Genomic DNA, 23,032 nt, shown 5'->3' with positions numbered 1-23,032 from the left:
GTATTTTGGAATTATATTAATTCGATATCAAAGTCCCAACTTCCTCACCCATGACCAGGTCAAAAAGATTGCCGGGTTTGTTCATATCAAAAACGATGATAGGGACATTGTTTTCTTTACAAAGCGTGAAGGCAGTCAAATCCATAATTTTCAGATTTCTGGACAATGCTTCATCAAAAGTTAGCGAAGTGTATTTTGTTGCCGTTGGATCTTTTTCAGGATCTGCTGTATAAACACCGTCAACACGTGTTCCTTTCAAAACCACTTCGGATTCTGATTCAATGGCACGAAGACCGGCTGTGGTATCCGTTGTGAAATAAGGATTACCAGTTCCGGCACCAAAAATCACGATGCGTCCTTTTTCCAGGTGGCGCACTGCACGGCGGCGGATTAGAGGTTCACAAACCTGTTCCATTTTAATGGCAGACATCAGGCGTGTTCGCATTCCATGTTTTTCAAGAGAACTTTGAATTGCCATCCCGTTGATTACAGTGGCCAGCATGCCCATGTGGTCGCCCTGTACCCGGTCAATTCCTGATTTTTCTACCGATGCGCCACGGAAAATATTTCCGCCGCCGATTACGATAGCAATTTGTACACCTACATCTGCAATGCGTTTGATTTCTGACGAATAACTATCCAGAATGTTAAAATCGATTACTTGTGTTTTATCTCCACCGTTGAGTGCTTCTCCGCTAAGTTTGAGAAGGATACGTTTGTATTTAGGTTCGGGCATGATTTGTTTGTTGGTGTTTTTTCTGTAAAAATAAGTGTAGGCAGCTCAGATTACCAAGCATTTTATTGAAACTCTACCAATACCTGGTTTTTTTCTACGATTTGGCCCGCTGTAATCTTCAAAGTTTTCACAATTCCGGTGCCCGGGGATTTGATAATATTCTCCATTTTCATCGCTACCAATACCAGCAAAGTTTCTCCTTTGTGAACTTCCTGGCCTGGTTCTACGGCAATGGACTGGATTAAGCCCGGCATTGGGGCTTTAAGATTATTTATTTTTGTGCTGACGCTCGCTTGCATACCCAACCCTTCGAGCAGCAGATCGAACTGATCTTTTACGAATGTTTCAAAAAGTTGTCCGTTAATAAGAAGTTTAAAAGTTTTATCGGCGACGCCCGTTTCCAAAACTTCAACGTTATAAGACCGATTTTGCCATAAAACATGATATTGATTCTGGCTTATCCTGACAATATCTCCATCGAAAATATTTTCTCCGATCAGCCACTGATCTTTTTCCTGATTTATTTCAAAAGTTGAAATTTCACCCGATAAAACGCCATCTACGGTTTTTCCGCCAACATTTACTTTTAGCATAATACTTCACTGAATTCCTGTACAACTTCATTAAGTATCTGATCCAGTTCTTCAAAAGACATACCTTCGACAAGGCGCATACGGAAAGGTTTGAAATTTTCCAGTCCTTTGAAATAATTGGTATAGTGACGGCGCATTTCAAAAACACCTGCTATCGGGCCTTTCCAGCGAATCGAAAATTCAAGATGGCGGCGACAAACGGCCACACGTTCCGCAAGGGTAGGAGGTGCCAGTCTTTGGCCGGTTTTAACAAAATGTTTTATTTCATTAAAAATCCACGGGTTTCCAATGGTCGCGCGACCGATCATGATACCGTCAACACCAAAACGATTTTTATATTCCAGCGCTTTTTCCGGACTGTCCACATCGCCGTTTCCGAAAATTGGAATGGTAATGCGCGGGTTGTCTTTTATTTTTGCGATTAAAGTCCAGTCAGCTTCACCTTTATACATTTGCACGCGGGTTCTTCCATGCACAGAAAGTGCCTGAATTCCGATATCCTGCAATCTTTCAGCTACTTCCTGAACATTTTTTGTGCTTTCATCCCAGCCCAGACGGGTTTTTACAGTAACAGGCAAATGTGTGGATTTCACAACTGCTTCCGTCATGCGCACCATTTTGGGAATATCCTGCAACAAGGCTGCACCGGCACCGCGGCAGGCCACCTGTTTTACCGGGCAACCATAATTAATATCGATCAGATCCGGATTAACTCGGGACGCAATTTCTGAACAAGCGCCCATCGTTTCCACATCGCTTCCAAAAAGCTGAATACCTACCGGTCTTTCATATTCAAAAATATCCAGTTTCTGTACGCTTTTTGCCGCATCACGAATTAAACCTTCGGATGAAACAAATTCGGTATACATCAAATCCGCCCCGTTTTCCTTGCACACCGCACGAAAAGGCGGGTCGCTCACATCTTCCATGGGAGCAAGCAGCAGCGGGAAATCTCCAAGTTCTATTTTGCCGATTTTTATCATTTATACAGGTTTGAGATTCTTGTGGGAACAGATTTTATAAGTCTTTTATTCACTTAATCTTACAGCTCAACAGTCACTCAATATTTTTAAATTCATAATTAGCTGTAAATTTACACCAATTATGCAAAAAAGTTATTCAAATTTGGTACATACACGAGTGCCCGGTACGCTGGGAGGTTTGTTGGTGTTGGTTGGTTTCGTGCTTATTGGAATGGCTGTTGGTAATATTTTAGCAATTATAATCCTTGCTTTGATTACATCTTCGGATGCAAATAGTATTACCGGTTTGTTAACTACATTGTTTGCCGAACCTGAAAAAGTGGCCAACGGATGGCTTCTGATGATGGTTTTGCAGGGTACAGTACATTTTTTCTCTTATCTTCTTCCTTCGCTTTTGTACTGGTTTTACATGGAGCGGAAAGGTTTTCAGGATTTTAATTTTAAAGATAAACCTGCTGTATTGACCTGGTTTCTTGTCTGCATAGTAGTGCTGGTTTTTATTCCGGTCAATAGTCTTTTTATTGATTTGAACTCCAAAATGGTATTTCCTGATTTTTTATCGGGAGTTGAAAACTGGATGCGGGATAAAGAGGAACAAAATGCGATGCTCACCAAATTTATGACGAGCTACACACAGGCAGGTCAGCTCATTATTGCACTGATTGTGGTGGTACTTCTCCCGGCTGTTGGTGAGGAAGTCTTGTTTCGTGGGATTATACAACGTAAACTTGCACAACATTGGGCCAATCCGCATCTTGCGATCTGGGTTTCAGCAGCCATTTTCAGCGCAATCCATTTCCAGTTTTTCGGATTTTTGCCGCGTATGATACTTGGGGCACTATTTGGATACCTTTATTTTTGGTCGGGTAGAATTTCAGTAGCCATACTAGCCCATTTTATTAACAATGGATTTATCCTGGTCATGATGTTCTTTCGGAACATCAAAATGTTGGATATCAATATTGATGACACAGAAGTAATGCCGGTCACAGCGATCGTTGCTTCGGCAGTGATCACAGCAGGCATACTATATGAAATAAGAAAAACCGGAAATAAAAATCCGGTTTTGGAGAATAATAATTAAGGGTTTAGACAATTAAAACGGTACTTGCAGGAAGAATTTTTATGGATGATAATTGGGGTAAGGTATACGATACCAAACAAATGATAAGGGCGGAAATTGCCAGGGAAATATTGGAACAAAATGGAGTCGCAGCTGTGATTGTCAATAAGCAGGATAGTGTTTATCCTATTTTGGGATTATGTGAAGTACATGTTCCTATGACTGATTTTGTTCGGGCGCAAACCATCCTAGCCAATGAAGACTCCCTTACAGAATCTGAGTAATTTACAGCAGCGGACCATTACCGGCTTAATAGGATTTGTGATAATTCTTGGCTGTATCCTATACAGTGAATGGAGTTTTTTATTGCTCTTTTGCACGATCAGCTCGCTGACGCAACTGGAATTTTATAAGCTGCTCGGCCTCGACGGAAATCAGCCTTTAACATATTATGGCACCTTTTGTGGCACAGTTATGATGTTATTGGCGTACCTGATAGAGCAGGACCTGGTTTCTTTCGAAAATTACTTCCTGATAAGCCCTTTGCTGTCGATGATATTTTTTATCAAACTTTATAAAAAGAATGATTTAAAACCATTTACAAATATTGGCTTTACTTTTTTGGGGATAATTTACGTAGCACTGCCTTTTTCATTGATCATCGTGATGGCCATGCGCGGAGGAACTTACAACTACGAGATCGTTTTAGGAAGTCTGCTTTTACTTTGGGCTTCGGATATCGGTGGATATTTTGCCGGAACAAACTTTGGGAAGAGGAAACTTTTTGAACGTATTTCTCCAAAAAAATCCTGGGAAGGAGCTATGGGCAGTGCTGCTTTTGCTGCGTTAATTGCTTTTGTGCTCGGACATTATTTCCGTACCTTCGAACCCTGGAAATGGTATTGTATCGGCGGGATTATTGTGGTGGTTGGTACCTATGGAGATTTGGTCGAGTCGTTATTTAAGCGTAGTATAGCAATTAAAGATTCTGGAAACAGTATTCCGGGGCATGGTGGATTTTTGGACCGTTTTGATGGATTGTTGCTTTCAGCGCCTTTTATCGTAACATTTCTTAAATTATTTTCCTGATGTTCCAATTAATATCCACAGCAGGCAATGCGCTGGAATATGAGGCGTTTTAAATTAGAGGAACAATTCTTTTAGAAATACAGAAAGATTATATTGAAATAATTTTATAATATATTAAGGTCATTTAATCAACCTATAACCCTTAAAGGCGCGGGAGGAAAATATTCCGGCACCGGAAAACGAATTTTAAGAATGAAAAAACGATTTTTAATATATTTTGCGATACTTGCGAGCGTGTTGTGTGGGCAGGAGGTTTTTGCACAAGGTGAGCAAAAGGCAATTATTTTTACCGGGGTTGTAGTTGGAGGAAAAAGTACGGATCGTTTACCTGGTGCTTACATTTTTATTCCCAAAGCCGGTAAAGGAACACTTGCAGATAACCGGGGAAATTTTACAATTCCGGTTTTTCCTGGTGACAGTATTATTTATAGCTACGTAGGTTACAAAAAGCAATATCACGTTATCCCAAGAAATTATAATGCTGATACGTATTCGGCCATTGTAGCGATGCAGGAAGATGTGACGATGCTCTCCGAGGTTAAGATTTATCCATATGCCACCGAAGAAGATTTCAAAAAAGCATTTCTTGCTTTGAAATTACCAGATCAGGCTGATCGTGACGCTTTGGCACGTAGTACGGACCCGGATTACATCAACCGGATGGCAGCCCAGGTTCCAAATAATGCACAGACCAATTATCGCTACACAATGGATCAGCAATTGTTTGGTCGTGAATCTGCGGCGGGAAAAGGTTTTGCAACAACATTTCCATTCCTTAATCCTTTTGCGTGGGCAAATTTTATCAAATCGGTTAAGAGAGGTGATCTGAAACAAAAAGAGTGGAGAAAAGACCTTAATAATGCGCCCCGCGAGAGTATTACGAGACAAGATGTTATTAAAAAGAACGAAGAATTTGAGAATCCTAAAAAGGATGATAATAATAAGTAATTGAAATGTTAAAATATCTTAAAATTCAGCTCATAAGGCTGATTTTTTTTGTGCCTCGTCGTTACTTTTTAGTAGAATTTGTAAGTTTGTCAGACTTGTCTGGTTATTTATTCCAGCGCTGAAATAAATACTGATAACAGATGAAAAATAAGGTTTTGCTATTTTTAGTTTTCTTTGCAGGGCTTTTTTACGTGGAAAACCTTTTTGCACAAGGCGAGCAAAAGGCAATTATATTCTCCGGTGTTGTCGTAGGCGGGAAAAAAACAGATCTTTTACCGGGAGCTTATATTTACATTCCAAAAGCAGGAACCGGTACGCTGGCACATCGTGACGGTTCTTTCACGATCCCGGTTTTTCCAGGTGATAGTATTGTTTACAGTTACGTTGGATATAAAAAGCAATACCATATCATTCCAAAGAATTACAATGCGGATACCTATTCGGCCATTGTTTCCTTGCAGGAAGATGTGATGATGTTGTCGGAAGTTAAGATTTATCCTTATAGTACCGAGGAGGAATTTAAACGGGCATTTTTGGCTTTAAAGTTACCCGATCAGGCCGATCGTGACGCATTGGCCAAAAGTTCTGATCCGCAATATATCAGAAGATTATCGGAGCAGGTTGCCAATAACGCGCAAACCAATTACCGTTATAGTATGGATCAGCTGATGTTCGGCCGGGAATCTGCTGCCGGAAAAGGTTTTGCCACAACTTTTCCTTTCCTTGATCCGTTTCGCATAGCGAAATTTATCAAATCAGTGAAAAACGGAGATTTGAAACAACAGGAATGGCGCAAAGTTCTTAACGATACGCCACCGGAAAGCATCAATAAATATGATGTGCTGAATGACAAAGGTCAGTTTGATCAGCTAAAAAAAGAAGTTAAAAAGTAAGATAAGAGTTTAAACAAATTCTCTCAAAAATACCTTTTCACCGTCAAACGTTGCATAAGCCTGCTTGGTCTGTTTGGTAACCCATTCTCCGAGATTGATATAGCGGCTGTTATTATTCACAGCGAGGTCGAGAACCAGATGCCGGTGTCCGAAAATGTAATAATCGTGGTGCTGTTCTTTTTCGACTTCCTTACAGTAGTGGAGCAGCCACTCGTATTCTTCGCTTACAAATACTTCTTCGCCTTTTTTAATATTGGCAATTCTGCTTCTTTTCGACCATTCTGAGGCGATCCACATGCCTACATCCGGATGTACGATCCGGAAGATCCATTGAAAGAAAGAATTTTCAAAAATCTGTTTCAGGATTTTATAGACTTTATCTCCAGGCCCAAGTCCGTCACCATGTCCAACTAAAACGGACTTTTTTAATCCTTCCGAATTTGTAATTTCAAAGTTTACAGGATTACGGAAAATGGTAGCTCCGATTTCTTCTTTCAGGTAACCGAACATCCACATATCATGATTTCCGGTAAAAAGAATAAGCTCAATCCCACGGTCAGAAAGTTCTGCCAGCTTGCCTAATAACCGGACAAATCCTTTCGGGACAACGTGTCCGTATTCGAACCAGAAATCAAAAATATCTCCTACCAAAAAAATAATCTGGGCATCATATTCAATGGATTCCAGCCACTTTACAAGTACTCTCTCACGATCTCTGCTTTTTTCAGCAGTGGGAACGCCGAGATGGAAATCGGAGGAAAAATAAATTTTGCGGCCTTCCTGTAGTGCAACGGATCTGGTTTCGAAATTGAAAATCATGCGATGTGAACTAATGCGCTGCAATTTACGATCTTCTGTGAAATCGACACGACAGAATATTCAGGAATGTGTCATTACCGTTCACTCAATATGTCTTAAATAAAAGGGTTCAATTCGTAAATTTATATTGAAAAGGTTTATTTTGGGAAATTAAATTGTTGATAATCATGTATATAAAACTCACCTTTCTACTAGGATTTACATATTTTTCTTTGATTGCAAAGGCTCAGATCCGTATTACGGACCCGGGAAAGGTTGCAGAAAGGCAGGTAGAAAATCGCGCAAATCAAAAGGTTAACCAGACAATTGATAAAGGTTTTGATAAAGTTGAAGAAGGAATTGGAAGTATTTTTAAGAAAAAAGATAAAAAGCCAAAAGAAGAGCCGTCTTCAGGAAAAAATGAAAAACCGGATAATGCTTCAAACGAAAATGAAAATACCAGAATAGCTGAATCTGAAACCGTTGCTTCTGTCAGCACGGAAAAACCAACGCTGAAATCGTACAGTAAATTTGATTTCATTCCTGGTGAAAAAGTGGTGGCTGTTGAAGATTTCTCGCAAGATGCCATTGGTGATTTTCCTGCCAAATGGAATACAAATTCGGCTGGTGAAGTGGTCACGATTGCGGGTACAGAAGGGAAATGGTTAATGCTTGGTCCGGAAGGTGTTTTTTACCCGGAATTTGTTACCAAACTGCCAGAGAATTTTACCCTGGAATTTAATCTGGCTACAACTTCTGATTTTAGCTATTATTCCGGCTTTATGCGCACTGTTTTCGCTGAGGTAACAAATCCCGCCAAGAATTTTTCAGTTTGGAAAGGATTTGATGGCGACAAGCAAAGGGGACTGGAACTGGGTTTACATCCAAAAGATGCCGGCGGACAACAGGGAATAGCAAATTTCAATGTTTTTGAAGGCCCTGCGGAATCGATCATGAAAAACGAGAAAAGTTTTCCCGCATTTCATGTTCCTGAGCATAACGTGGTGAAGGTTTCCATCTGGCGACAAAAATCGCGGCTTCGTTTGTATGTCGATGATTTTAAGGTTTGGGATTTGCCAAAAGCATTTAATACAACCACAAACTACAATTTTATAGCTTTCAGTAACCAGGGATATCATGTGGAAACGGATCGGTATTTTATATCAAATATCAGACTTGCCGTTGGCGCGCCGGATACCCGTAACAAACTGATCACTGAAGGTAAATTTTCAACAACAGGAATTCTTTTCGATGTAAATTCTGCTACGATCAAACCGGAATCTTATGGTGTCCTGAAAGATATTGCCAACGTTTTTACTGAAAATCCTACCGTAAAAGTGAAAGTTATCGGACATACAGATTCGGATGGGGATGATGCAGGAAATCTGGTATTATCTAAGAAACGTTCAGAATCGGTTAAGGAAGCGCTTGCAAAGGATTTTGGAATAGATAAATCCAGATTGGAAACCGATGGAAAAGGTGAAAGTATACCCGTTTCTCCCAATACTACCGCCGAAGGAAAAGCGAATAATCGCCGGGTAGAATTTATTAAATTGTAATAAGAAACATGGTTTTTTGATGGCCTCTTTTTAGCTTGCAGCCATTAATAATTTATGTTATGCTTAGAAAAACATTCGCTTATTTAACTTTTGCCCTTCTGCTTTCAGGAGGTTTGGTAATGGCACAAGCGCCGAAAAGTAATGTCGCGGCGCAAAGAGCAACGCAATGGAAACCTGAGAAAGGGCAATACTATTTTAGTCATGCTTTGACTTATTCTTTTGAAAATAAAGAAAAGAAAACGAAAGGTGAAATTGTGATTTATGTGGATCCGGTAACGGGAACGATGTGTTTTAAACGAGAAAACAGTTTTGGAGATACAGGCAAAGCTTTCGATTTTATTCTTGCTTTTCAGGACGGGAAATATGTGTATTACGGAGCTGACGAATCCGGGAAGAAATTCAAAATGACAGAAAAAGTTGAAGAATTGAAACCGGATGCTGAAACCATTGCACAGCAAAAAGAAGATTTTAGCACCTATTGTATTCCTACCGGGAATATCCGAAAAGATTTCGGTATGGAAAGTCTTGAATACGAACTTTCATATCCAACTTCCGAAGCAAAAGATAAATTGTGGCTAACCAAAACACCTTTTGGTATTAATCCTTTATACGGATTTGATCTGATCGATGGCGTTCCAAGTTTGCCGGTATCTTTTGATTATACTTATATTTTCAACAACAATCAGCTTTTGACGGAGTTGAATTCCAAGGGTTTGATCCTGAAATTGAAAAGTTATGAGCCTAATCCTTTTTTAGCAGTTACCCGTGGTTATGCAGAAGTAAAGGCTGAGAATTAGGCTCATTTTTATTTATTGTGCCGCTTCTCTTTCCGCCATTACTTCGGAAAGAGGGCGCATATTTGCCGGAATCTCTTCCACTTCTTCTTCCGCAGTGTAAGGGAAAACGTCCAGAATTGGGGTCAAATTCATATCCGTTGTTTCGTAAGGAATCAACATGGTGCGCAGACTTTCGGTGATCCGTTGCAAAGCCTGATCAATTCCGTCAGCGTTTACAAGCATATAATTCACCACTTTTTTCTCTTTTCCACTTTTTTCATCCACAGAAAAGTAGATAACTTTTGCCTTGAACCATTTCTCCCCGTCTTCGTAAGAAAATAAGTCGGCCAGGCGCATGCGTGTAATGCTGGTAACACTGAAATCACTCGCACCCGTTACGATTTGTTGATAAAGTCTGGCTTCTGATTCGGTGTAAGAAACCGCATCGACAAGATAAACTTCATTAATTGTTTTAAGACTTCCTGCTTCGTCTTCTTTTTGGTAACGTATTTTTCCTAAATACCAGCTTGCCATTGTAGTCTGTTTTTGATTAAAGTGGACATAAAAGTTTGCAAAGGTATGGTTTGCAAATAACGCTTGCAACAGGATTTTTCTACATAAAATCGTTGAATAAGTTTTTTAATCTAAAAAAGTAATTACCAAAGAATAATCCTTTCCAAGTATGCGCGTTGTAGTAGCTACTGTTTATCTTGCGGGAAAATTATTAAAACACACAATGAAAAAACAAATTTGGTTTGTCGCGGTTTTAGCGGCTGTTGGGTTATATATTACGGGCTGCGGCGTCAGTCGTCAGGTTTCGGAAGCAAAGGCTTTTGGTGATTGTAAATATAAAATTGCCTCTGCGGATAGTATTTATCTGGCGGGAATTGATATCAACGAGTTCAGGAATATCAAGAGTATGAGTGATCTGAACATTGCCAGATTTCCAAGACTGGGTTTGGCATTTTTACGTAAAGATGTTCCTTTGGATTTGCGGGTTAATCTTGATATCAAAAATCCGACACGGAAAAAAGCTGCTGTTAATCAGTTGGAATATAAAGTTTTGCTGACCAATACTGAAATTTTCAACGGGTTTTTAAATGAGAAAATCGAGGTTTATCCGGGAAGCGGAAGTACGCGGGTTCCGATTAAGCTAAGCGCAAATGTGTACAGTTTGCTCATGAATGACCAGACAAGAGACGATTTTATTAATATGGTAATGGCGTTAACCGGGAAATCTGATTCGAAGCCTGCAAAATTCACCGTAAAGGTAAAGCCTACGCTGGATTTGGGAGGGAAATCAATTAATTATCCGGGTTATCTTACTTTTGAACAGGAGATTACAAGCGATATGATTCTGAAAACGAAATAATCAGATTATATCGCGGCATACTTTTGACAACACACAGACAATGACTTGTAGAGTGATTTCCTTTCATTCCACAAGTCATTAAAACATAATTTTAACACAGCAAAAATTGGATAATTCTTTTCTACAAAACCCCCGGTTATTTGAATATTTTGTACTTGTACTGGTATTGGCCCTACTTTTTGGACTTACATTTCTTTCTAAAAGTCTTCAAAAATTCAGAGATTTTCTGGGATTAGGGTTAATAATTGTTCCGGTCGGTTACTTCTATATTATACTCAGCGCCCACGTCATTAATGTTCCTTATGAAGACGACTACAATCTTCTGGAGACGATTTATAATCTAAAAAACGGTTCGGGTTTTACCAATACGGCAAAAATACTTTTTGAGCAGGTAAACCAGCACAGGTTTGCTTTTGAGCGTATTGTTATGCTCATCATGGTATTCTTTACGGGAACGGTTGATATAAAATTGCAGGTTATGCTGGGCAATCTTTTTATGCTTGGTATTCTTTATCTTTTCTTTCTGACATTTAAAAAGGAGAAGGTTTCGTGGTATTATTTTATCCCGGTACCTTATATTCTTTTCAATCTGGTTTATTTTGAAAATGCCATTTGGGGAATTGCGGCCATACAAAATACTCCTTTGCTGTTTTTTGCCATGCTGACGGTTTATTTTATTGGCAAACCGGATAAAAGAAGCTGGATTTTCGCCGTATTAGCGGCAATAGTTACCATGTTTATCAGCGGCAGCGGAATGCTTACCTGGATTATTGGCGGTGTCATTCTGCTTTTCCAAAAAAGATATAAATTGCTGGCTCAGTGGATAGGCATTGCCATTGTATTTATTTTATTCTATTTTCTTTTCGATTACCAATTTGTATCTACCGGACATGGAAAAGTTTGGGAGCACCCGATTTTCAATCTGATTTTTATATTCGGATTCTGGGGAAATGCTTTATATCTGGATATCCCTCATCCGCTTACGCCGGTGTTTTACAAGGATATGGTGTTATGCGTATTTTTAGGAATGGGTATTTTTGCGGTATTTTTGGGTTGGATTACCAGAATGTTCCTGAATAAAAATATGCCGTGGACCAACTGGTTTTTGCTCGGTGCATTTATGTTCCTGATGGGTACCGGAGCTATGTTTATCGTGAGCAGGCCGTCGGGCAATTTTTTGATGTATGGAGGAAATATTTTTTCCAGACGGTACATGATTTTTGGCGTTGTACTTTTGGCTATCGCTTATGTTGGTTTGATATTGATCGTCAAAAACTATAAAAATATCAGTTTGTCAGTGTTTGTTTTAAGTTTGGTTGGCTGTCTGGCGCTGAACTTTGTGAGTTATTTTTATTCAATAAGAAGTGTGAGAGAACAGCACGAAAAATTATCCCTGGACGCATACTACTGGAAAAACTATAATACGCTTTTGTCTGTTGGGTTCAATTATGGAGATAAACCTTTCTGGAATCATCCGACCAAAATGAAAAATCTTATAAACAATCTCGAAAAACAGGGGTTGCTTCATCTTTATGAAACTGACAAGTTGCCGCCGGCAAACCGTCTCATTCAGGAAACTGAAAAAGTAGACGAATATGCACCTAAGCTGAATATTCAGCTTAGTATAAGGAATAATGATGATAACATGCCGATCAGATATATCAAGTTTGAAACAAAAAAGAGAATGCATCCAAAACCTGCTTATTTTGTCTTAGTTTCTGATCAATATACCAATCTGCTTCCGGCCATTCCTGTCCCGAATTCCCTGTCAGATTTTTTGAAGAAAAGAACCTATTATGGCGAAAAGTATTCCTATTCGTTTTATAAGAGAAAAGTACCAAAAGGCAAATTCGATATCTGGATATTGTCCGGTGGAGAAAAGGATTCCGGTAAGTGGGAATCCCGTTATACAAGAGAGAAAATATTTATATTTTAGCAAATTACCAGCGGTTACCAAAGTTTGACATAATATTACATTTACTTTTTTATGCAAATTCTTACTTACAATCTCAACGGAATCCGGGCAGCTTTGAAGAACGGCTTGCTGGAATGGTTAAAGGATAAACCTTTTGATGTACTTTGTTTTCAGGAAGTAAAAGCGACGCCCGATGTAGTGGATCTGTCTGGGTTTGCGGCACTTGGTTATGAACTCATCGGCTGGCATGCGGCTGAGAAAAAAGGATACAGCGGTGTAGCGATATTTTCTAAAATGAAACCTGATTTGATTTCTCACGGGTTCAATTTGCCTGTTTACGATAGTGAAGGAAGACTTTTGCGTGCTGATTTTGGTGATATTACATTATTGAACTGCTATTTCCCATCGGGCACGAGCGGAGAAATCCGGCAAAGTGTAAAAATGAATTTCCTTGAAGATTTTAACAATTGGGTGGATATACTGAGAATCGAACGGCCCAATTTAATCATCTGCGGAGATTACAACATCGCGCATACTGAAATGGACATTCATAATCCGAAGGGAAATAAAAAGTCATCAGGATTTTTGCCCGAAGAAAGGGAGTGGATGACAAAATGGTTTGGAAGTGGATATACGGACGCTTTCCGGCACATGAATCCGGATTTGCAGGAATATTCCTGGTGGACATACCGTTCAGGCGCAAGGGCCAGTAACAAAGGCTGGCGGATCGATTATATTTCCGTAGCCGATACGATTAAAGACAGAATTGTTGGAAGCAGGCAATATAATGATGCTGTGCATTCGGATCATTGTCCGGTTTGGCTGGAAATTGAATAGGGTTAAAGGAACTTGTAAAAATACTTGACACGTTTCGTGTTACATTCGTGTTATGATTGTAAGTTTCAGACACAAAGGTTTACAGCTTTTCGCTACCAAAGGCGACCGCTCAAAGATTCAACAAAGCCATGTTGCAAGAATTAGGTTAATTATTAGCCGTCTTAATAGGGCAACAGAACCAGAGATGATGAACCAGGCAGGATATTATTTTCACGCTCTGAAAGGCGATTTAAAGGGTTTTTATTCAGTCAGAGTATCGGGAAATTGGCGTATTATCTTTCGTTTCGAGGGAGAGAATGCCTCAGACGTTGACTATATAGACTATCATTAAACAGGAGGAACAATATGATTTTATTTGATCCCGCCCACCCGGGCGAACTTATCCGCGAAACGCTTGACGGAATTTATGAGGAGACAGGGAAAAAACTTACAATTGAGCAGGTTGCCGAAGTATTGGGGACAACCCGTAAAACCCTGTCTGCGATTATCAACGGAAAATCTGCGGTGTCGCCTGAAATGGCAATTCGTTTAGGTGCAGCGTTCCCTAACACGACGCCAGAATTTTGGTTAGCGATACAGGAAGATTATAACCTAGCGCAAGCTAGAAAGCGCGTAGATGTATCTAAAATTCATGCAATATGGCAGCCAAAGGCGTTGCAGCCTGCTTAGTTTAAAATATAGTATAGTGATTTTGAAGTAGGTATTACTAATTATAACATGGTGCATTTTTTAAGGATGATACTGGAAAATACTCAAACCAAATATGAGAGACACTTTGAGGTAATGAGAGACTTACGAAAAGGTGGGCTTAATCCTGATATGTATCCAGAATTTTTAAACACCGTAAAAAATTTACCAAACCTTCCTTCAAGAAAAATTTCGGATTATAGAATTTTTGACAAATTCAATTTATCAAATCTTACAGAATCAGATGTGTTTGTAATTAGTAATGAATTTCAGAGAAGGTCAAGAAATATAACTAAAACCTGTTGGCACCCATTAGCAAGTAGCTCAACTTGTAAAGTAGATAGGTCACGTAAAATTATTGTAACAGAAGCTCATTCAATTCAGAATAATGGGGTATTGAGTAAAATTTCTGAAAACGGACATGTTGTAGGGTTTTCACTTGATAAAAACGGCTTTGAAGATAAAGAAATCGGAAAAAATATTGCATCTACTTTTCTTGGATTTTGTAATAATCACGATGCCATTTTTTATCCTATTGAAACAAACTCTTATAGTGGAACAGATGAGCAACACTTTTTATATGCTTATCGCGCATTTGTTGTAAGTTTTCACAAAAAGAGAGAGACATCATATTTTATAAATTATGGTATTCAATCCGAAAACGATATCGAGGAAAATAAGAAAATATTTGATTTAGCAATTATTTCTAAAAACTATTCAGTTATAAAAACGGATGTGTTTGAGCTACCAGCACATTACCCGATGGCAGTATCATCAGCTGCTAATTTAGAATTTGACTTTGATGGAAATCCAATTATTCATTCAGAAAACAGAATGGGGAACTTATATATATAACGTTATTTCCTACAAAAAATAAAACGATTTTTTTAATTAGCTATTTTGAACAAGACCGAAATGTTTGTGAAATGTTAGGTATGCAAATGCGAAGAAGGAATAATTTTAAACTTGATATTTCAATGTTTATAACTCTTGCGGAAAATACTTTTTTTAATCCAACTTACTATCACACATTTATTGAACAATACAAAGACAAAAGAGAGATACTTATTAGGCAATCGCAAGGAGAAAATGTTTATTGGGATGGTGAAAATCAAATAAGAGAATCATTCATCACGAGTAATTTTATGAATAATCCCTTAGGAGTAAATTTTTTTGGGTATTAAAAAGTTGATTTTTTGTGATGTCTTGTTACTATATAAACGTCCGCATATTTAGTAACAAATCTCATTTTTTTGGCCAGTCATAAAAAAAAGCCGTTGCCTATTACCATGTATAAATTGCCAAGCAAGGCCGCAGCGGCTTAGGGCTGGAAGCCCAGCAATGGCCGTCGAGCAGTTTGCAGGAGGGCTATGACATTCCTGCAGCTTAGTACGGAGGTTGAGTCCGGACGTAAAAACAAGCGTCCGCAACTATTGGCCGCCCTCACCCAATGCCGGAAAGAAAAGGCTGTTTTGATTATTGCCAAGATCGACCGTTTAGGCCGGAATGTGGCCTTTATCTCAAACCTGATGGAAAGTAAGGTTGAATTTAAGGCCGTAAATCCACATGCCAGCCGGGTTATGTGGCACATGTTAGCCGCCTTTAACAGAGACGAATCATATCTATAACTATCAATAATATTTTGTATTTTTGATAAAGCCAGAATGTAAAAACCTAAGTTATGAACATCTCCACGCCTGTAACTTTGAAAATGGGAGAATTGATGAGTGAAGAGGATTTCTTCCAATTCTGCCAGATGAATGACACACTAGAGTTCGAGAGGGACTCACATGGAAATATTATACTTATGTCGCCAACAGGATCTTTTACCGGCAATTTTAATTCTCAAGTTTCGGGGAAGTTATTTATTTGGAATGAAAATTTGGGTCAAGGAGAAATATTTGATTCATCAACAGGTTTTACGTTACCAAACGGGGCAGTTAGGTCGCCGGATGCTTCTTGGATTAAGAATGAAAGATGGAATCTTTTGACTGATGAGCAGAAGGAAAAGTTTGCTCCAATCTGTCCTGATTTTATTGTAGAAATTCGCTCTAAGTCTGACGAACTTAAATACCTTCTTGAAAAAATGGAGGAATATATTGAAAATGGAACTAGGCTTGCTTGGCTAATTGACCGTCTTGACGGTAAAGTCTACATTTATAGAAGTGATAAATCAATTACAATTCTTGATTCCTTACAGGTCAAGCTTTCTGGCGAGAACGTACTTCCGGAATTTTTTCTTGATCTTGAATCACTTATCAAATAAAGCTTTCATGAGCTTTTCATAATTCTTTTCATCTTGTTCAGCTACTTCCTCATATACAAGCCCTTCGGAATGCTTTCGCAATTTACCCGCGAGAGCGACCATGCTACCTTAGCTGATCTTGAATGTACTTTTGCCAAAGATATTTATCCGGTCGGAAGGCTGGATGCGGATAGTGAAGGACTGCTTTTACTTACCAATGACAATTATCTCAAAACAAAACTGCTGGAACCGAGAAACCGCCACAACAGAACTTATTATGTTCAGGTTGAAGGAGAAATTACCAGTGAAGCCTGCCAGAAAATGGCGGATGGCGTAACAATTTCCATTAACGGAAAATCCTATCTGACTTTGCCTGCGTCAGCTTCTCCATTGGAAGAGCCTTCGCTTCCTGAAAGAAATCCTCCAATTCGTTTCCGGAAAAATATTCCGACTTCCTGGGTTTCGATTACACTTCATGAAGGTAAAAACCGCCAGGTCCGCCGTATGACGGCTGCAGTTGGTTTTCCTACTTTACGTTTGGTACGTTGGGCAATTGGAAAAATTAATCTTGCCGATTTTGGTACTGACGGAGCTAAACCTGGGGACGTATGGGAAGTTACAGATCAGGAAGTCCGTAAGCTCTCACTTTGATCCTTAAACTTACTTGATAAAACAACTATTTGGACTTGCCAAACCGGATAGAAGGGTTAATTTTGTAGTTATCCTGTTTTCAAAATTGATATTAGTTGGCAAAGGAACAAAAAGAAACTCCGCTTAATAAACAGTATAATCAGATTAAAGCCAAGTACCCCGGTGCATTGCTTCTTTTCCGGGTTGGCGATTTTTACGAAACTTTCGGAGAAGATGCGATACGTGCTTCCAAGATACTTGGGATCGTACTGACACGTCGTAATAACGGTGGTGCGCATGAAGAACTTGCAGGATTTCCGCACCATTCCCTGGATAATTACCTTCCAAAACTGGTTCGTGCCGGTGAGCGTGTTGCCATTTGTGATCAGCTTGAAGATCCGGCAACGGCAAAAGGAATTGTAAAACGCGGCGTTACCGAACTGGTTACGCCTGGCGTTTCCATGAACGATAATGTGCTGGACACACGCAGAAATAATTATCTCGCTGCAGTGCATGTGGGCGGTGAAGATCTGTATGGAATTTCCTTTCTGGATATCTCTACCGGGGAATTTATGACGTCGCAAGGTAACGCAGCCTATGTTGATAAAATGCTTCAGGGTTTTACACCTTCTGAGGTGCTTTTTTGTAAAAAACACAAACAGGAATTCAATCAGCTTTTTGGAGGCAAGTTCCATACATTTCAACTGGAAGACTGGTGTTTTGGGTATGATTATGGTTATGAGCAACTTACTACGCATTTCAGCACCACAACACTTAAAGGTTTTGGTATTGAAAATCTGCCAATGGGGATCATTGCCGCTGGTGTAATTCTGCATTATTTACGAGAAACTGAACACCGGGAAGTAAGCCATATCAGTCGTGTAACAAGGCTGGAAGAGGAAAAATATGTGTGGCTTGACAGGTTTACTGTCCGAAATCTGGAACTGATTTTCCCTCAGCAGGAGGGCGGTGTGCCCTTAATTCAGATTCTGGATCAAACGGTAACGCCTATGGGTGCACGGTTGCTAAGGAGATGGGTTGTTTTGCCATTAAAGGAAAAGCTGCCTATTGAAGAGCGCCTGAATACCGTTGAGTTTTTTCTTGCCAATGATGAATTGCACGAATCCATTACCCAATATTTAAAACAAATCGGTGATCTTGAACGACTGATTTCAAAAGTGGCCGTTCGCCGGATTAGTCCACGGGAAATGGTTCAGCTTAAAAAATCACTGAAACAAATTGGGCCGATTAAAGAGATTTTAGGCAAAATAGCCTCGACCCATATCAGTTACGCTGTTTTGAACAAATATGCTGATCAGCTTAATCTATGCACTTTTTTAATTGATAAAATTGAAACGGAATTAAGAGAAGATGCACCGTTGCTGATCAATCAGGGTGGAATGATCAAGAGCGGAATTGATGCCGAACTGGATGAATTACATGCAATTTCCCGTGAAGGAAAAGGATTTCTCTTAAAGCTTCAAAATGAAGAAATGGAACGGACGGGAATTCCATCATTGAAAATTGCCTACAACCGGGTTTTTGGATATTATCTGGAAGTTACCAATTCACATAAAAACAAAGTCCCGGCAGAATGGATTCGTAAACAAACGCTTGTTAACTGCGAACGTTATATAACGCCGGAACTTAAAGAATATGAAGAAAAAATACTGAATGCCGAGGATAAGATTTCGGCTATTGAATTCCGTATTTTCTCCGCTTTGATATTGACCGCAGCGGAGTACGTCGGTACCATTCAACAAAACGCCATCATCATTTCGACACTCGATGTGCTGGGTTCTTTTGCGAATACGGCCAGGAAAAACAATTATGTCAAGCCTGTTATTAATGAAGACAGGATTCTGGATATTAAAGATGGTCGTCACGCCGTTATTGAACAGCAATTGCCGTTAGGTGAAAGTTATGTTCCAAATGACCTTTACCTCGACAATGAAACGCAGCAGATCATTATCATTACCGGTCCAAACATGGCGGGTAAATCTGCTTTGTTGAGACAAACCGCGCTTATTGTCCTGATGGCGCAGATGGGAAGTTACGTTCCGGCAAAAGCAGCTACGATTGGTATTGTTGATAAGATATTTACGAGGGTAGGAGCGAGCGACAATTTAAGCAGGGGAGAAAGTACGTTTATGGTCGAGATGACGGAAACAGCCAGTATTCTCAACAATCTTAGTGATCGAAGTCTGATTTTAATGGATGAAATCGGGCGCGGAACCAGTACTTACGATGGTGTTTCAATAGCATGGGCCATTGCCGAATATTTGCATAATCAGCCATTGGTTAAACCAAAAACATTGTTTGCTACCCATTATCATGAATTAAATCAGCTTGCCGATGATTTTCCACGCATCAAAAACTTCAATGTTGCCGTAAAGGAAGTTGACAACAAAGTAATATTTTTAAGAAAGCTAAAACCGGGTGGCAGTGCGCATAGCTTTGGTATCCATGTGGCGCAGATTGCAGGTATGCCGCAACCGATTGTGTTGCGGGCGAGTGAAATTATGCATCACCTGGAAAAAGATCATGTAGCGGATAAACATCAGAAGAAGATCAAGGAAATGCCGAAAAATAATTTTCAGCTTAGCATTTTTGAACCTACCGATCCGAGACTTGAAAAACTGAAAGAAGACCTGGCGTTGATTGATGTAAATACATTATCGCCGATCGAGGCACTTTTAAAACTAAATGAATTTCAGAAAATGTTACAGAAAAAATAATTTAACCACAGCGAAAGCAGCATTTTAATCTAATAACTCCTAATCTTTTTTATGAAAAATTTGACCCGTTATCAGTTGATGGCCATGATGTTTCTCCTCTATTTTATTTGGGGATCGTGGTACGGCCAGATGAGTAAATACATGTTTAATTCCCTGCATGCCACTGGAGTTCAGGTGGGTGGTGCCTATGCGGCTTTTTCTATTGCAATGATTATTGCGCCGTTTTTTGTCGGTATGATCGCCGACCGGTATTTTGCAGCACAGAAAGTACTGGGTGTACTAAGTTTGGCTGGCGCGGCTTTGTTGTATTTGATTACGCGAATTACAGATGCTGACACATTTTTCTGGGTGATTCTGGCTTACTGTATCACGTTTGCACCAACCATGGCTTTGACTACTTCCATAGCGATGCAACATGTGAAAGATACTGAAAAAGACTTCCCAACCATTCGTGTGATGGGAACTGTGGCATGGATTGTGGTTTCAAATATTATCGGTTTCTACGGTTTTGGTGACAGCGTGATGATCTTCAAAATTTCCATGATCGCTGCTGCTATTTTAGGTGTGTATTCTTTCTTCCTTCCAAATACGCCTCCTAAACCAAATACCAGCACAACTTTTTCTGATATTTTAGGTTTGGATGCTTTCAAGCTTTTTAAAGACCGGTCTTTCGCGATTTTCTTTATTTCGTCTTTGTTGATCTGTATTCCCTTGTCATTTTATTATGCGATGGCCAATCCGTCCCTTACAGATTCAGGTATGACTAATGTTGAAAACAAGATGTCATTAGGACAAGCTTCGGAAGTTGTTTTCATGCTTTTGATTCCGTTTGCATTCCGTAAATTCGGAGTAAAATGGATACTGATCGTAGGATTGATCGCCTGGATTGTTCGGTTTATCGGCTTTGGTTATGGCGATGCCAGCAGCGAGTGGTTACTCTATATGGCCATTTTGCTTCATGGTGTTTGTTATGATTTCTTCTTCGTTACTGGTCAGATTTATACAGATAGTAAAGCAGGTGAGAAATACAGATCTTCTGCACAAGGATTGATTACGATCGCAACTTATGGTATCGGGATGGGAATTGGTTCCTGGATCGCTGGAATTGTTGCTGACGAATATACGGTGAATGGTGTTAAAAACTGGACGAGTATCTGGATGGTTCCGGCTGCTATTGCTGCTTTGGTTCTGGTTTTATTTGTCTTGTTCTTTAAAGATAATAAGGTCAAAGCTGAGAGTTGAGATTTCACGCAAAGCAAAAAAGTAAAAAAGGAAGGTCGCAAAGTTTTGTTTGCGGCCTTTTTGTTTGTAGAACTTGGGATATTCCCGATGGCGTAGACATCTCCTGTTTATAGAAAAAATGTCTTGATGCCAATTTTCATGACTCCATCGGAGTCTCCTGTTTTTTGCCTGATTAGAATTTGATCGAAATGTTAGGAGACTCCTACGGAGCCGGGATATGTTTGGCCATTTCAAATTTCTATAAACAGGAGGCTCCTATGGAGCCGTAAATCTTTGTTATTTCCAAATTGATTCGCTGGAATTTGTTTTAAGGTTTATGAACGAAAAAGGTCATCAAGTTTAAAACCTGATGACCTTTTCTATTCATGTTATATTTCAATTATCGAGCGTTAAGCTCAACAATTTCTCACCAATCATCTCTGTCTCTGGAATCACCCCTTTTGGATCCGCCGCCTTTTTTGAAGTCTCCACCGTCTCTTCCACCACGTCCGTAATCGGATTTTGGTTTTCCGCCATATCCGCTTCCGCCGCTGTAGCCTCCGCCGCTGTTTCCGCCTCCGCTATAACCACCACCACCGGCCGGTTTGTTTCTTCCAAAATTAGAACTTCTGTCGCTTCCGCCTGCGCTACTGCTGCTACCACCACTTCCACCAGTTCTTGGCTGGTCTCCCGGTGTTCTTTCTTTTTTCTGCGATTCGTTTACTACCAACGGTCTGCCGTACATTTCAATCCCGTTCAACTCACTTATGGCTAGTTTAGCCTGCTCTTCATCAGGCATTTCTACAAACCCAAACCCCTTGCTTTGACGTGTAATTTTGTCAATAATAATTTTTGCGGAGCTTACTTCACCAAATTTTTCAAAAGCTTCACGCAACTCGCTTTCTTTTAACTTAAAAGAAAGACTCCCAACAAAAATGTCCATAGAAATGCCTGTTTTTAAAATTTTGTTTTGTTATGATAAATATATTATTTTAACTGATAAGCTACTACACTATTTTTCAAAAATGTTGGCACGTACACAATCTTTTTCTTGGCGTCATACCCAATGTCGGCTGTATTGCTGCCCGCTGCCTTTGTATCCAGCATCAATTCTTTTGATCCGTCGGACTTTACATAATAGATAACCCCGGCCCAACAGGACACGACATATTCTCCTGGTTTCACTTCCACAATGCCATCCGTACTTTTATCCATGCCTTCTGCGATGGTCGTTGGTTTCTTATTTGCGTCCAGTTTTATAAGTGATCCGCTGTCCAGAATAAGTAAATCAGGACCTACCGCCAATAACCCGTTCGGACGTGTTAATGTTTCATAGTAAGTCGAAACTTTTCCATCTTTCAGAAGGTGCACTTTGTGTGTGTCCGAGTCGGAAACATAAATATTTCCTTTTGAGTCAATGGTCAGGTCATTCAGGAATTTTGAATCTTCAACAGGATATTTTTGTAAAATTTTTCCTGATTTGAAATCTATTTCAACAATATCGGTGACATCTGCTACATATAATTTCCCACCGAGTTTCCCCATTCCTTTTGGCGCGTTCAAACCTGATACCCAGTTCAAATCAATAATTTTACCATCCAGCCCAACTTTTCCAATGGCACCTTTCCCATCTTTTTCGCCTGATTTTCCGTCGATCTGGGCTATGTACAAAATTTTATCACCTGCGCTGTAAAACACAGATTCCGGTACAGGAATTGTCCCTTCCGTCGCCCATATTTCTGTTAAAGTATTTTGCGCATTAACAGAAAAAACTGATGCTGTAAGTAAAGCTGTTAAGAATAAGTTTTTGGATTTCATTTGGCTAAGGTTTGACAGATTTTATGTTAAAAGGTTTAGATTATTTAATCAGATAGTATTGTTATACCAAAGCTAAATAAAAAAACACAAAAAAAGTCCGGTCGCAAGCGGCCGGACTTTTTAAATTTTTT

Annotated in this window: 25 protein-coding genes; 18 read left to right on the top strand and 7 right to left on the bottom strand. The window is 39.6% G+C overall.

Translation table 11 applies throughout. The features are described 5' to 3' along the window. Positions 1-16: 16 nt before the first annotated feature. The 3 genes from pyrH to dusB form a co-directional block, all read right to left on the bottom strand. A complete protein-coding gene (gene pyrH, locus FDK13_RS12050) occupies positions 17-736 on the bottom strand; it encodes a UMP kinase (protein WP_137340247.1) in 720 nt (239 codons plus the stop codon). Between the two features lie 62 nt (positions 737-798). Continuing rightward, positions 799-1,329 (bottom strand): acyl-CoA carboxylase biotin carboxyl carrier protein subunit, encoded by a 531-nt coding sequence (locus FDK13_RS12045; RefSeq protein WP_137340246.1) that lies wholly within the window; start codon positions 1,327-1,329, stop codon positions 799-801. Beyond that, complete coding sequence (gene dusB, locus FDK13_RS12040) at positions 1,323-2,312, bottom strand: tRNA dihydrouridine synthase DusB (RefSeq protein WP_137340245.1); 990 nt, start codon at positions 2,310-2,312, stop codon at positions 1,323-1,325. Before dusB ends, FDK13_RS12045 begins: the two co-directional genes overlap by 7 nt. A gap of 121 nt (positions 2,313-2,433) precedes the next feature. Here dusB and FDK13_RS12035 point away from each other — a divergent pair, with 121 nt between their 5' ends. From FDK13_RS12035 to FDK13_RS12015, 5 genes are all read left to right on the top strand, one after another. Further along, entirely contained in the window at positions 2,434-3,396 is a 963-nt protein-coding gene (locus tag FDK13_RS12035; RefSeq protein WP_137340244.1) for a CPBP family intramembrane glutamic endopeptidase, read from the top strand. A 41-nt stretch (positions 3,397-3,437) separates the two neighbouring features. Then, positions 3,438-3,659, top strand: coding sequence for a putative signal transducing protein (locus FDK13_RS12030; RefSeq protein WP_137340243.1), 222 nt, complete (start codon positions 3,438-3,440; stop codon positions 3,657-3,659). Then, the gene (locus tag FDK13_RS12025) at positions 3,631-4,464 is read left to right on the top strand and encodes a phosphatidate cytidylyltransferase (RefSeq protein WP_137340242.1); all 834 of its coding nucleotides are present in this window, start codon (positions 3,631-3,633) and stop codon (positions 4,462-4,464) included. The genes FDK13_RS12030 and FDK13_RS12025 overlap by 29 nt, the downstream gene beginning before the upstream one ends. Before the next feature lie 192 nt (positions 4,465-4,656). After that, entirely contained in the window at positions 4,657-5,412 is a 756-nt protein-coding gene (locus FDK13_RS12020; protein ID WP_137340241.1) for a carboxypeptidase-like regulatory domain-containing protein, read from the top strand. Between the two features lie 140 nt (positions 5,413-5,552). Continuing rightward, entirely contained in the window at positions 5,553-6,305 is a 753-nt protein-coding gene (locus FDK13_RS12015; RefSeq protein WP_137340240.1) for a carboxypeptidase-like regulatory domain-containing protein, read from the top strand. Between the two features lie 9 nt (positions 6,306-6,314). Here FDK13_RS12015 and FDK13_RS12010 read toward each other — a convergent pair whose 3' ends face one another. Beyond that, positions 6,315-7,124, bottom strand: coding sequence for a UDP-2,3-diacylglucosamine diphosphatase (locus FDK13_RS12010; protein WP_137340239.1), 810 nt, complete (start codon positions 7,122-7,124; stop codon positions 6,315-6,317). Positions 7,125-7,291: 167 nt separating this feature from the next. Between FDK13_RS12010 and FDK13_RS12005 the strand changes: the two genes are divergently transcribed. Further along, on the top strand, positions 7,292-8,662 hold the full coding sequence (locus tag FDK13_RS12005) for an OmpA family protein (protein WP_137340238.1): 1,371 nt from the start codon (positions 7,292-7,294) through the stop codon (positions 8,660-8,662). Positions 8,663-8,721: 59 nt separating this feature from the next. Next, positions 8,722-9,459, top strand: a complete 738-nt coding sequence (locus FDK13_RS12000; RefSeq protein WP_229216022.1) for a hypothetical protein — start codon at positions 8,722-8,724, stop codon at positions 9,457-9,459. Positions 9,460-9,471: 12 nt separating this feature from the next. Here FDK13_RS12000 and FDK13_RS11995 read toward each other — a convergent pair whose 3' ends face one another. Continuing rightward, positions 9,472-9,972 (bottom strand): DUF4494 domain-containing protein, encoded by a 501-nt coding sequence (locus FDK13_RS11995; RefSeq protein ID WP_137340237.1) that lies wholly within the window; start codon positions 9,970-9,972, stop codon positions 9,472-9,474. 202 nt (positions 9,973-10,174) lie between these two features. Between FDK13_RS11995 and FDK13_RS11990 the strand changes: the two genes are divergently transcribed. From FDK13_RS11990 to FDK13_RS11940, 11 genes are all read left to right on the top strand, one after another. Continuing rightward, positions 10,175-10,810, top strand: a complete 636-nt coding sequence (locus FDK13_RS11990; protein WP_137340236.1) for a hypothetical protein — start codon at positions 10,175-10,177, stop codon at positions 10,808-10,810. Between the two features lie 106 nt (positions 10,811-10,916). Then, positions 10,917-12,746, top strand: coding sequence for a hypothetical protein (locus FDK13_RS11985; protein ID WP_229216021.1), 1,830 nt, complete (start codon positions 10,917-10,919; stop codon positions 12,744-12,746). 51 nt (positions 12,747-12,797) lie between these two features. Further along, positions 12,798-13,562: an exodeoxyribonuclease III gene (locus FDK13_RS11980; protein ID WP_137340235.1), complete on the top strand. Its 765-nt coding sequence runs from the start codon at positions 12,798-12,800 to the stop codon at positions 13,560-13,562. Between the two features lie 52 nt (positions 13,563-13,614). Next, positions 13,615-13,893: a type II toxin-antitoxin system RelE/ParE family toxin gene (locus FDK13_RS11975; RefSeq protein WP_137340234.1), complete on the top strand. Its 279-nt coding sequence runs from the start codon at positions 13,615-13,617 to the stop codon at positions 13,891-13,893. A 14-nt stretch (positions 13,894-13,907) separates the two neighbouring features. Continuing rightward, complete coding sequence (locus FDK13_RS11970; protein WP_137340233.1) at positions 13,908-14,231, top strand: HigA family addiction module antitoxin; 324 nt, start codon at positions 13,908-13,910, stop codon at positions 14,229-14,231. 66 nt (positions 14,232-14,297) lie between these two features. Next, on the top strand, positions 14,298-15,104 hold the full coding sequence (locus FDK13_RS11965) for a hypothetical protein (RefSeq protein ID WP_137340232.1): 807 nt from the start codon (positions 14,298-14,300) through the stop codon (positions 15,102-15,104). Between the two features lie 515 nt (positions 15,105-15,619). Beyond that, positions 15,620-15,877, top strand: a complete 258-nt coding sequence (locus FDK13_RS11960; RefSeq protein WP_229216020.1) for a recombinase family protein — start codon at positions 15,620-15,622, stop codon at positions 15,875-15,877. Between the two features lie 53 nt (positions 15,878-15,930). Then, positions 15,931-16,515 (top strand): Uma2 family endonuclease, encoded by a 585-nt coding sequence (locus FDK13_RS11955; RefSeq protein ID WP_137340231.1) that lies wholly within the window; start codon positions 15,931-15,933, stop codon positions 16,513-16,515. Between the two features lie 33 nt (positions 16,516-16,548). Next, positions 16,549-17,145: a pseudouridine synthase gene (locus FDK13_RS11950; protein WP_137340230.1), complete on the top strand. Its 597-nt coding sequence runs from the start codon at positions 16,549-16,551 to the stop codon at positions 17,143-17,145. A 95-nt stretch (positions 17,146-17,240) separates the two neighbouring features. Next, positions 17,241-19,862: a DNA mismatch repair protein MutS gene (gene mutS, locus FDK13_RS11945; protein WP_137340229.1), complete on the top strand. Its 2,622-nt coding sequence runs from the start codon at positions 17,241-17,243 to the stop codon at positions 19,860-19,862. A gap of 51 nt (positions 19,863-19,913) precedes the next feature. Beyond that, positions 19,914-21,104, top strand: a complete 1,191-nt coding sequence (locus FDK13_RS11940) for a nucleoside permease (protein ID WP_137340228.1) — start codon at positions 19,914-19,916, stop codon at positions 21,102-21,104. A gap of 406 nt (positions 21,105-21,510) precedes the next feature. Here the strand turns inward: FDK13_RS11940 and rbp are convergent, their stop codons facing one another. Both rbp and FDK13_RS11930 read right to left on the bottom strand, forming a co-directional pair. Continuing rightward, positions 21,511-22,026, bottom strand: a complete 516-nt coding sequence (rbp, locus tag FDK13_RS11935; protein WP_137340227.1) for an RNA-binding regulator — start codon at positions 22,024-22,026, stop codon at positions 21,511-21,513. 44 nt (positions 22,027-22,070) lie between these two features. After that, positions 22,071-22,901, bottom strand: a complete 831-nt coding sequence (locus FDK13_RS11930; protein ID WP_137340226.1) for an ATP/GTP-binding protein — start codon at positions 22,899-22,901, stop codon at positions 22,071-22,073. Positions 22,902-23,032: the final 131 nt, after the last annotated feature.

It is taken from the genome of Dyadobacter frigoris, assembly GCF_005280585.1.
Lineage (GTDB): Bacteria > Bacteroidota > Bacteroidia > Cytophagales > Spirosomataceae > Dyadobacter > Dyadobacter frigoris.
The sequence above is the reverse complement of the archived record's forward strand: the minus strand, read 5'-3'. Positions and strand labels throughout refer to the sequence as shown.